The sequence below is a fragment of the Streptomyces sp. TSRI0281 genome (assembly GCF_001905125.1).
Classification (GTDB): domain Bacteria; phylum Actinomycetota; class Actinomycetes; order Streptomycetales; family Streptomycetaceae; genus Streptomyces.
Map to the genome: position 1 here is coordinate 1 of NZ_LWLE01000031.1, position 12204 is coordinate 12204.

A 12204-nucleotide genomic window follows, 5' to 3' on the forward strand; every position below is an offset into this window, starting at 1 on the left:
GCGGTGGTTGCGGCCGGGCGGGCGGATCTTCCTCGGCGACATCCGCGACCTGCGCCAGCACCGCACCCTGCGCACAGCCGTCGAGCTGGAACGAGCCGTCCGTGGCGGACACCGGGCCGACCGCGCGGCACTCACCGTCGCGATCGAGCGGAGCCTCGCACAGGAGAAGGAACTCCTCGTCGACCCCGCCTTCTTCACCGCCCTCGCGGACACCGTCCCCGAACTCGACGCCGTAGACGTGCGCGTCAAGCCGGGCCACCACCACAACGAACTGACCCGCCACCGCTACGACGTCGTCCTGCACCGCAGCGCCACCGGCACCCCGCGCGCGGCGGACCTCCCCGCCCTCACCTGGGGGGACGACGTCACGGACCTCACCGCCCTGGCCGCCCGCCTCGACGACACCGGGAACGGCTCCTCGCGCGGGCTGCTCCTCACCGGACTGCCGCACCTGCGCCTGTTCGGCGAACTGGCCGCCGAACAGGCGCTGCTGGACGGCGCGGAACCGGGAGCGGCCCACGCGCTGCTGAGCGCGCCCGCGCCCGACGACGCGCCCGACCGTTGCGACCTGGAGGAGTTGGCGGCCCGGCACGGCCACCGGTTGGCCCTCGCCCCCTCCCGGCACGGCGCACCCGGCACGCTCGACGCGGCCTTCACCCCTGCGGACACCGCCCCGCTCTTCGCCGATCTGTGCCCGCCCGCCGCACCCGGCACCGACCCCCTGAACGGCGGCCTCACCAACGACCCCCTGCACAGCACGCCCGCCCCCGCTCTCGATCAGACGCTGCGTTCCTACCTGCGTGAGAAGCTGCCCGAGCACATGGTCCCCGCGACCCTCACCGCGCTGAGCGCGCTGCCTCGCACCGCCAACGGCAAGCTGGACCGCCGCGCCGTGCCGGAGCCCGAGGTCCTCGTCAGCTCCGGACGCGGCGCCCGCTCCCCGCAGGAAGAGATCATGTGCACGCTCTTCGCGGACGTGCTCGGCTTGCCCCGCACCGGCCCCACGGACAACTTCTTCGACCTGGGCGGCCACTCGCTGCTGGGCACCCGGCTCATCAACCGCGTCCGCTCCACGCTCGGCGTCGACCTGCCGATCCGCCGCCTTTTCCAGCAGCCCACGCCCGCCGGACTCGCCGCCGCGCTCGGCGGCGCCGACGAGGCCACCCGTACGCCGCTCACGGCAGTGGAGCGCACGGCCGAACTGCCGCTCTCCTTCGCCCAGAGCCGTCTGTGGTTCATCAACCAGATGGAGGGACCCAGCCCGACCTATCACCTCCCGCTGGGGCTGCGCATCACCGGCCCGCTCGACCAGCAGGCCCTCAAGGCCGCCCTCGACGACGTGGTGGGCCGGCACGAGAGCCTGCGCACCGTCTTCCCCGCCCCGGGCGGACGGCCCACCCAGCGCATCCTCGACCCGGCGCCCCCGGTCCGGTTGCACTCCGTCTCCGTGGAGCCCGGGGACCTGGACGACGCGGTCGCCGAGGCGATCCGTGCCCCCTTCGACCTTGCCACCGAGGCGCCTCTGCGCGCCGACCTCTTCCAGCACGGCCACGACCAGGCCCTCCTGCTTCTGACGTTGCATCATATTGCTGGGGATGGTTGGTCGTTGGGGCCGCTGGGTCGGGATCTGGCGTTGGCTTATGAGGCGCGTCACGCAGGGCGCGCGCCTGTTTGGGAGCCGTTGCCGGTGCAGTACGCGGATTATGCGTTGTGGCAGCGGGAGTTGTTGGGGGAGGAGTCCGAGGCGGGGAGTGAGATGGGGCGTCAGTTGGGTTTCTGGCGTGAGCGGTTGGCGGGGTTGCCGGATCAGTTGGAGATTCCGACGGACCGTGCGCGTCCTGCGGTGTTCTCGCACGAGGGCGGGAGTGTGTCTTTCCGTCTGGACGGTGGGTTGCATCGGGGTTTGGTGGGGTTGGCGCGGGAGTCGTCGGCGACGTTGTTCATGGTGGTGCAGGCGGGTCTGGTGGCGTTGTTGTCGCGTTTGGGTGCGGGTGAGGACGTGGCGGTGGGGAGTCCGGTGGCGGGTCGTACGGATGAGGCGTTGGACGACTTGGTCGGGTTCTTCGTGAACACGCTGGTGTTGCGGACGGATGTGTCGGGTGATCCGTCGTTCCGTGTGTTGTTGGGTCGGGTGCGGGAGGGTGATCTGGCGGCGTACGCGCATCAGGACGTGCCCTTCGAGCGGTTGGTGGAGGTGTTGAACCCGCAGCGCTCCCTGTCCCGTAATCCGCTGGTCCAGGTCATGCTGGCCCTCCAGAACACCCCCGACTCCACGTTCCACCTGCCCGGACTCGTCATCGAGCCCGAGCACCTGCGGCCCGAGGTCTCCCGCTTCGACCTCGCCGTCTTCCTGACCGAGGAGCACACCGACGACGGCGACCCCGACGGCATCTGGGGACTCGTCGAGTACAGCGGCGACCTCTTCGAACGGGCCACCGTCGAAAGGCTCGTCGAACGGTTCACCACCCTCTTGCGCGCCTGCGTCGACGACGCAGACCAGCGCATCGGCTCTGTGGACCTCCTCGAACCCGACGAGCGCCACCGGATCCTGACCGAGTGGAACGACACCGCCCGCCCGGACCGCCCCGAGCCCATCACGCTCACCGCACGGTTCGCCGAACTCGTACGCACCCGGCCCGACGCCCCGGCCGTCAGCGCCGGGGGCACCACCCTGAGCTACGCGCAACTGGACGCTCGCTCCGACCGGCTCGCCCACGCACTGCGCGCCCGGGGCGTGGCCGAAGAGACCCCCGTGGCCATGCTCACCGAGCGCGGCGTCCACCTGGCGGCCGGCGTCCTCGGCGTCCTCAAGGCGGGCGGCGCGTACGTCCCGCTGCGCGCCGATCACCCCCCGGCCCGGAAGGCGTTCGTCCTCGCCGAGACCGCGACACCGGTCCTCCTCACCGACCGCGCCATGAGCGAGGAGGCCCACACCTATGGCCTGCCCGTGCTGGTGCTCGACGACGAGGACGACCCGTCCGGCGCGTACGGGAACGACCCGGCCGCCGCGCAGGCCGACCCCCCGCTGCCGCCCGTCGACGCCCCGGACCGCCTCGCCACCGTGATGTACACCTCCGGCTCCACCGGCCGCCCCAAGGGCGTCGCCCTCACGCACGCCGCCATCGAGTGCCTGCGGCACGACCGCTGCTGGGCTCCGGGCAGCACCGACCGCGTGCTGCTGCACTCCTCCCATGCCTGGGACGCCTTCAACATGGAGTTCTGGCTGCCGCTGATGTCCGGTGGCCACGTGGTCATGGCTCCCCCCGGACAGCTCGATCTGCGGGTCATCGAACACGCCGTCACCCGCTGGGACATCACCGGGATGCTGCTGCCCACCGGTGTCTTCAACGTCGTCGCCGAGGAGCGCTCCGACTGGCTGCGCGGCCTGCGCGCCCTGTGGACCGGCGGCGACGTGCTCTCCCCGGCCGCCGCCGCCCGGCTCACCGCGTCGTGCCCCGACCTCTCCGTCCTCAACGGCTACGGCCCCACCGAGACCACCGTCTACGCGTCCCACCACACCTTCCGCGACGCCATCGACGCCGGGACACCCGTCCCGATCGGCGTCCCCCTGGACGACATGCGCCTGTACGTCCTCGACGACCGGCTGGCCCCCGTCCCCGCCGGAGTCCCCGGCGAGCTGTACATCGCCGGAGCGGGCATGGCCCGCGGCTACCACCAGGCGCCCGCCGAGACCGCGTCCCGCTTCGTCGCCGCCCCCTGGGGCCCGCCCGGCAGCCGCCTCTACCGCACCGGCGACATCGTCCGGCGCGACGCCGACGGCCGCACGCACTTCGTGGGCCGCGCCGACTCCCAGGTCAAACTGCGCGGACAGCGCGTCGAACTCGGCGAGGTGGAGAGCGCCCTGCGCGGCCACCCCCAGGTCGCCCAGGCCCTCGCGATGGTCCGCGAGGACCGTCCGGCCGAGAAGCAACTCGTCGCCTACGTGGTACCCGGCGACGATGCCCAGCGCGACCCCGACGGCGAGGCCCGGCAGGTCGGCGAGTGGCACGATGTCTACGAAGAGGTCTACCAGGACGCCGCGCAGGCCGAGTTCGGCGAGAACTTCGCGGGCTGGAGCAGCAGCTACGACAACCAGCCCATCCCCCTGCCCCAGATGCGCGAATGGCGGGCCGCCACCGTCGAACGCATCCGGTCGCTGCGCCCGCGCCGCGTTCTGGAGATCGGCGTGGGCAGCGGACTCGTCCTCGCCCACCTCGCGGACGGCTGCGAGAGCTACTGGGCCACCGACTTCTCCGCGACCGCCGTCGCCGCCCTGCGCGAGCAGCTCGACGCCCGCCCGGACCTGGGCAGCCGCGTCGAGCTGCGCTGCCTTGCGGCCGACGACACCGAGGGCCTGCCGCGCGCATACTTCGACACCGTCGTCATCAACTCCGTCGTCCCCTACTTCCCGCACGCCGCCTACCTCACCGACGTCATCGAAGGCGCGATGGGCCTCCTCGCCCCCGGCGGCACTCTCTTCCTCGGCGACATCCGTAACCAGCGGCTGCTGCGCTGCTTCACCTCCGCCGTCCAACTCCACCAGTGCGCCGACCGCACCCCCACGGAGACCGTCCGCCGCGCCGTCGACCAGGGAGTCCTGCTGGAGACCGAACTCCTGTTGGACCCGGAGTACTTCACCGCGCTCGCGGCGCGGCTGCCCGACATCGACGCCGTGGACATCCGCCTCAAGCGCGCCCTGTACCACAACGAACTCAGCAGGCACCGCTACGACGTGGTTCTGCGCAAGTCCGGCGGTCCCCGCCCGGCGTCCCACGGCCCGGCGACGGACACCCTGACCTGGCACCGCGACCTGCGGGACACGGCAGCCCTGGAGGATGCCCTGCGCGAGCGCTCCGCGCCCTTGCGCGTCGAGAACGTCCCCAACGCCAGGCTGGCTGCGGAATCCACCGCACTGCACCTGCTCAGCGGGCCCGGCGACGTGACGGCCGCCCGCGACGCCGTGCGCGACGGCACCGGCGTCCCGCCCGCGTGTGACCCCGAGGAACTGCACGCGCTCGGCGCGGCCCACGGCCTCCGTACGGCCGTCACCTGGTCGGCCGGGTCCTCCGACGGCGGCATGGACGTCCTGTTCACCCCGGCGACCGGACCGGCAGCGGCCGACGACGCCCCGGACGTCGTCGACGGTCTCTACCGCGCAACCGCCGTGGACCCCGAGCCGACGGACTTCGCCAACAGCCCCCGCCGCTCCCACGTCACCGCCTCACTCGTCACCACGCTGCGCGACTACCTGAGCGACCGCCTCCCCGCCCCTACCGTGCCTGCGGCGTTCGTGGTGGTGGAGCGGTTGCCGTTGACGGTGAACGGCAAGGTGGACCGGGGTGCGTTGCCGGTGCCGGAGTTCTCCGGTGGTGGGGGTCGTGGGGCGCGTTCGGCGGCGGAGGAGATCGTGTGTGGTCTGTTCGCCGAGGTGCTGGGGGTGGGTTCGGTCGCTGCGGATGCTGACTTCTTCGTGGCGGGTGGGCATTCGTTGCTGGCGACGCGTCTGGTGAGTCGGGTGCGTTCGGTGTTCGGTGTGGAGTTGGCGGTGCGGGTGGTGTTCGACAGTCCGACGCCGGCGGGTCTGGTGGCGGCGTTGGATGCGGCGGGTGCGGCGCGAACACCGTTGCGCGCGGCCGAGCGGCCCGCACACCTCCCGCTCTCATCCGCGCAGTGGCGCCTGTGGTTCCTCGACCAGATCGAGGGCCCCGGGCCCACCTACAACATCCCCTACGCCATGCGGCTCACCGGACGGCTGGACGAGGCGGCGCTCGCCGCCGCCCTGGACGACGTCGTGGGACGCCACGAGAGCCTGCGCACCGTCTTCCGTGACCACCACGGCGAGCCCCGCCAGCACATCGTGCCCGCGTCGGACGCCCATGTCGGCCTCGACGTCCGGCAGACCAGCGAGGAAGCCCTGCCCGCGGCCCTCTCGGAAGCGGGACGCACCGGCTTCGACCTCGCCCACGACCTGCCGATCCGCGCGCACCTGCTGCGCACCGGCCGCACCGAGTGCGTCCTGCTGCTGAACCTGCACCACATCGCGGGCGACGGCTGGTCGATGGCCCCGCTCGCCCGCGACCTGATGACCGCGTACGAGGCCCGCCGCGCGGAGCGCGCGCCCGACTGGGCCCCCCTGCCCGTCCAGTACGCCGACTACGCGCTGTGGCAGCGCGAGCTGCTCGGCGAGGAGACGGACCCCCACAGCGAGCTGTCCCGGCAGCTCGACCACTGGCGAAAGGCCCTGCACGGCCTCCCCGACGAACTGCCCCTGCCCCACGACCGCCCGCGCTCCCCGCTCGCCCGCTACGACGGCGCCTTGATCCGCTTCCGTCTGGACGGTGGGTTGCATCGGGGTTTGGTGGGGTTGGCGCGGGAGTCGTCGGCGACGTTGTTCATGGTGGTGCAGGCGGGTCTGGTGGCGTTGTTGTCGCGTTTGGGTGCGGGTGAGGACGTGGCGGTGGGGAGTCCGGTGGCGGGTCGTACGGATGAGGCGTTGGACGACTTGGTCGGGTTCTTCGTGAACACGCTGGTGTTGCGGACGGATGTGTCGGGTGATCCGTCGTTCCGTGTGTTGTTGGGTCGGGTGCGGGAGGGTGATCTGGCGGCGTACGCGCATCAGGACGTGCCCTTCGAGCGGTTGGTGGAGGTGTTGAACCCGCGGCGCTCCCTGTCCCGTAATCCACTGGTCCAGGTCATGCTGGCCCTCCAGAACATGCCCCGCGCCGAAACGGACCTGCCTGGCCTCCGCGTGCGCCCCGAACCGTTCGACATCGGTGTGTCGAAGTTCGACCTCTCCTTCCACCTGCGCGAGGACCGGGGAGCCGACGGCACCGAGAACGGCATCGACGGCGTACTGGAGTACAGCACCGACCTCTTCGACCACGACACCGTGCGCGCGCTCGCCGACCGGCTGGTCCGGCTGCTGACCCACGTCGTCGAGCACCCCGACGACCCGATCGGTGACGCCGACCTGCTCAGCACCGGTGAGCACCGCGTCCTCCAGCGGGTCAACGACACCGCCGCCACCCCCGCCCCCGGCACGCTCCCCGCCCTGTTCGCGGCGCAGGCGGCCCGCACTCCGCACGCCCCCGCCGTGCGGCACGGGGACACCGAACTGACCTACGCCGAACTCCACTGCCGGGCCAACCGGCTGGCCGCGTACCTGATCGCGCAGGGGATCGGCTCGGAGGACCTGGTGGGCCTCGCCCTGCCGCGCACCCCGGAGCTTCTGGTCGCCCTGTGGGCGGTCCTCAAGACGGGCGCCGCCTACCTGCCCCTCGACCCCGGCTACCCGGCCGAGAGGCTCACCGTCATGCTCGACGACGCCAACCCCGTCCGCGTCCTCACCGACCGGACCGGCGCCGCCGCCCTGCCCCCCGGCACCCGGTGCGTCCTGCTCGACGACCCCGACCTGGCCGCCACCGTCGCCGCTCAGCCGGCCCACGACACCGCGGACGCCGACCGGGTCCGGCCGCTGGGACCCGACAACGCCGCGTACGCCATCTTCACCTCCGGCTCCACCGGCAGGCCCAAGGCCGTCGTCGTGCCCCAGCGCAATGTCGCCGACCTCGCTGCCTGGGCCGTCGGCGAGTTCGGCGCCGAAGGGCTGAGCGCCGTCACCGCCTCCACGTCGCTCAACTTCGATGTCTCCGTCTTCGAACTGTTCGCACCACTGCTGTGCGGCGGACGCATCGACCTGGTGGACGATGTCCTCGCCCTCGCCGCACCCGGTACGCCGGGCCCCGCCGCCCCGGCCGGTCGACTGCTCAGCACCGTGCCGTCCGCGATGGCCGCACTGCTCGCCGACCCCCGGGGGCTGCCAGTCTCCGCGCGGCCCACCACCCTGCTGTACGCGGGGGAGGCGCTGACCGATCGGCTCGTCCAGGACACCCGCGAAGCGCTGCCCGGCTGCCGGATACTCAACGTGTACGGCCCCACCGAGGCCACCGTCTACGCCACGCGCGCCGTCCTGCACACCGGCGGGCCGGGTGCGGACGGCCCCGCCGACCGGCAGCCGCCCATCGGCACCCCCCTGCGCAACGTCGGCGCCCACGTCCTGGACGCCCGGCTGCGACCGGTGCCCCCCGGCTCCACGGGAGAGCTCTACCTCAGCGGAGAACTCCACCTCGCACGCGGCTACCTGAAGCGCCCGGCACTGACCGCCGAACGTTTCGTGCCCGACCCCTTCGGCGCCCCCGGCAGCCGCATGTACCGCACGGGCGACCTGGCCAGGCGCACCGCCGACGGCACAGTCGAGTACCTCGGGCGCACCGACGACCAGCTCAAGATCCGCGGCTTCCGGATCGAACCCCACGAGATCGAGACGGCCCTGTCTGCGCTGCCCGCCATCCGCGAGTGCGTCGTCACCTCCCACCGCGACCAGGACGGCGAACAGCGCCTCGTCGCCTACGCCGTCCCCCGCCCCTCCGCCTCCGTCACCGTCGAGGACCTGCGCGCCCGCGCCGTCGCGGCGTTGCCGGGCCACCTCGTGCCTGCGGCGTTCGTGGTGGTGGAGCGGTTGCCGTTGACGGTGAACGGCAAGGTGGACCGGGGTGCGTTGCCGGTGCCGGAGTTCTCCGGTGGTGGGGGTCGTGGGGCGCGTTCGGCGGCGGAGGAGATCGTGTGTGGTCTGTTCGCCGAGGTGCTGGGGGTGGGTTCGGTCGCTGCGGATGCTGACTTCTTCGTGGCGGGTGGGCATTCGTTGCTGGTGATGCGTCTGGTGAGTCGGGTGCGTTCGGTGTTCGGTGTGGAGTTGGCGGTGCGGGTGGTGTTCGACAGTCCGACGCCGGCGGGTCTGGTGGCGGCGTTGGATGCGGCGGGTGCGGCGCGTACGCCGTTGTGCGCGGCCGAGCGGCCCGCACACCTGCCGCTCTCCTTCGCCCAGCACCGCCTGTGGTTCCTCGACCAGATCGAGGGCCCGGCCCCTACCTACAACATCCCGCTCGCCCTGCGGCTCACCGGACCGGTCGACCAACAGGCCCTGCGCGCGGCCCTGCACGATGTTGTCGAGCGCCACGAAGTGCTGCGCACCGTCTTCCCCGAGTACGGTGGCGCCGCCGTGCAGCACATCCTGCCCGCCGCGACGGCCGTCCCCGAGCTGGCCGTCCGCACCATCGAGGAGTCCGCGCTCGTCGACGCCCTCGACCGCTCCGCCCGTCGCCCCTTCGACCTGGCCACCGACCTGCCCGTACGCGCGGAACTGTTCCTCCTCGGCGAGCAGCGCCACGTCCTGCTTCTGACGTTGCATCATATTGCTGGGGATGGTTGGTCGTTGGGGCCGCTGGGTCGGGATCTGGCGTTGGCTTATGAGGCGCGTCACGCAGGGCGCGCGCCTGTTTGGGAGCCGTTGCCGGTGCAGTACGCGGATTATGCGTTGTGGCAGCGGGAGTTGTTGGGGGAGGAGTCCGAGGCGGGGAGTGAGATGGGGCGTCAGTTGGGTTTCTGGCGTGAGCGGTTGGCGGGGTTGCCGGATCAGTTGGAGATTCCGACGGACCGTGCGCGTCCTGCGGTGTTCTCGCACGAGGGCGGGAGTGTGTCTTTCCGTCTGGACGGTGGGTTGCATCGGGGTTTGGTGGGGTTGGCGCGGGAGTCGTCGGCGACGTTGTTCATGGTGGTGCAGGCGGGTCTGGTGGCGTTGTTGTCGCGTTTGGGTGCGGGTGAGGACGTGGCGGTGGGGAGTCCGGTGGCGGGTCGTACGGATGAGGCGTTGGACGACTTGGTCGGGTTCTTCGTGAACACGCTGGTGTTGCGGACGGATGTGTCGGGTGATCCGTCGTTCCGTGTGTTGTTGGGTCGGGTGCGGGAGGGTGATCTGGCGGCGTACGCGCATCAGGACGTGCCCTTCGAGCGGTTGGTGGAGGTGTTGAACCCGCAGCGCTCCCTGTCCCGTAATCCACTGGTCCAGGTCATGCTGGCCCTCCAGAACACCCCCGGTGCCGACTTCCGTCTCGGTACCGCCGAGGGCGAGTACATCCAGCTGACGGCGGGCGCCGCCCGCTTCGACCTCTCCCTCTTCTGCTTCGAACGCCACGACGAGAACGGCGAGCCCCAGGGCCTCGACATCCTCGCCGAGTACAGCACCGACCTGTTTGAACAGGACACCGTCCGCACTCTGCTGGAGCGGCTCGAACGGCTGCTGAGCGCCGCCGTCGTCAACCCCGAGGCCACCCTGTCCGCCCTGGACGTCCTCGGCGCCGACGAACGCGCTCAGTTGCTCAACGGATGGAACGACACCGACCGCCCGCGCCACGGTGCGCCCGGCGGACTGCAGGAGGCGTTCCGCGCCCAAGTGGCGTCCACCCCGGACGCGGTGGCCGTACGCGCCGACGGGCAGAGCCTGACCTACCGCGAACTCGACGCGCGGGCCAACCGCCTGGCGCACCGCGTCATCGCGGCGGGCGCCCAGCCGCAGGACGCCGTGGCCGTCCTCCAGGAACGCTCGGCCGACCTGGTCGTCTCCCTGCTGGCGGTTGTCAAGGCGGGCTGCGCCTACGTACCGCTGCACACCGGCTACCCCACCTCATGGATGCGGATGGCGCTGAGCAGCACCGGCGCACGTGTGCTCCTCACCGACACGGCCATGGCCGGACGCGACCTCCAGCACGAGGGCCCCACCCTCGTCGTGGACGCCGAACCCGACACCACGGCCGACCCGCGCAGCGATGACCCGCGCAGCGACGACCCCGGCGTCCCCGGGGACCCGAACCACCTCGCCTACGTCATGTTCACCTCCGGCTCCACCGGCGAACCCAAGGGGGTGGAGATCACCCACCAGAACGTGGCGGACCTCGCGCACGACCCGGTGTGGCACGGCGAACGCCCCGCGGCGGCGCGTGCCTGCGCAAGCGCCGACTGCGCCGCCGAACGCGTCCTCATGCATTCCCCGTACGCCTTCGACCCGGCCACCTTCGAACTGTGGGCGCCCCTGCTCAACGGCCACCGCGTCGTCGTCGCGCCCGCCGGGGAACTCGACCTCGGCACCCTCGAACGCGTCATGACCGAGGAAGGCGTCACCGGCGTCCTCTACACCGCCGGACTGTTCCGGCTCATCGCCGAGGAGCGCCCGGAGAGCTTCACCGGCGTCCGCGAGGTGTGGACCGGCGGCGATGTCGTCTCCCCGACAGCCGTGCAGCGCGTCCTCGACACCTGCCCCAGCACCACGGTCACCGCCATCTACGGCCCCACGGAGATCACTCTCTGCGCCACCCGGTACCCGATGCGCCACCCCCACCAGGTCGAGCACACCGTCCCCCTCGGGCGGCCGATGGGGAACACGCGGGTGTATGTGCTGGATGGTGGGTTGCGTCCGGTGCCGGTGGGGGTGCGGGGGGATCTGTATGTGGCGGGTGCGGGTCTGGCGCGTGGTTATGTGGGTCGTGGGGGTTTGACGGCGGAGCGTTTCGTTGCTGATCCGTTCGGTGTCGCTGGTGGTCGGATGTATCGCACGGGTGATGTGGCGGTGTGGCGTGGTGATGGGGCGCTGGAGTTCGGGGGACGTACGGACGGTCAGGTGAAGATCCGGGGCTTCCGGGTGGAGACCGCCGAGATCGAAGCGTCCCTCTTGCGCCACCCCGACCTGGCCCAGGCCACCGTCGTCACCCGCGAGACCGGACCCGGCGACCGCGCCCTGGCCGCCTACCTCGTCCCCGCCGAAACCCCCGGCACCGACAGCGCACCGCGCGACCTGCCCTCCGAGACCGAACGGGTCGAGGAGTGGCGGGGCATCTACGACGACCTCTACAGCACCGCCGACAGTCACCCCTTCAGCGGCTGGAACAGCAGTTATGACGGGTTGCCGATCGCGGTGGGGGAGATGGAGGAGTGGCGTGCGGGTGCGGTGGAGCGTGTGCGTGGGGTGAGCGGCGGGGGTCGTGTGCTGGAAGTGGGTGTGGGTAATGGGCTGTTGTTGCGGGAGTTGGCGGGGGAGTGTGAGTGCTATTGGGGTACGGACTTCTCGGTTGCCGCGGTGGAGGGTCTGCGTGCTGTGGTGGCGGGTGAAGTGTGGGCGGACCGGGTGGAGTTGCGGGTGGCTTCGGCGGTGGAGTCCGCGGGGGTTCCGGAGGGGTACTTCGACACGGTGGTGCTGAACTCGGTGGTGCAGTACTTCCCGGGTGCGCGCTATCTGGTGGAGGCGGTGCGTCAGGCGGTGCGGTGGTTGCGGCCGGGCGGGCGGATCTTCCTCGGCGACATCCGCGACCTGCGCCA

Annotated in this window: 1 protein-coding gene; it reads left to right on the top strand. The window is 71.6% G+C overall.

The features are described 5' to 3' along the window. On the top strand, positions 1-12204 hold a 12204-nt coding region (locus A6A29_RS29100; RefSeq protein ID WP_073724445.1), incomplete at both ends, for a non-ribosomal peptide synthetase.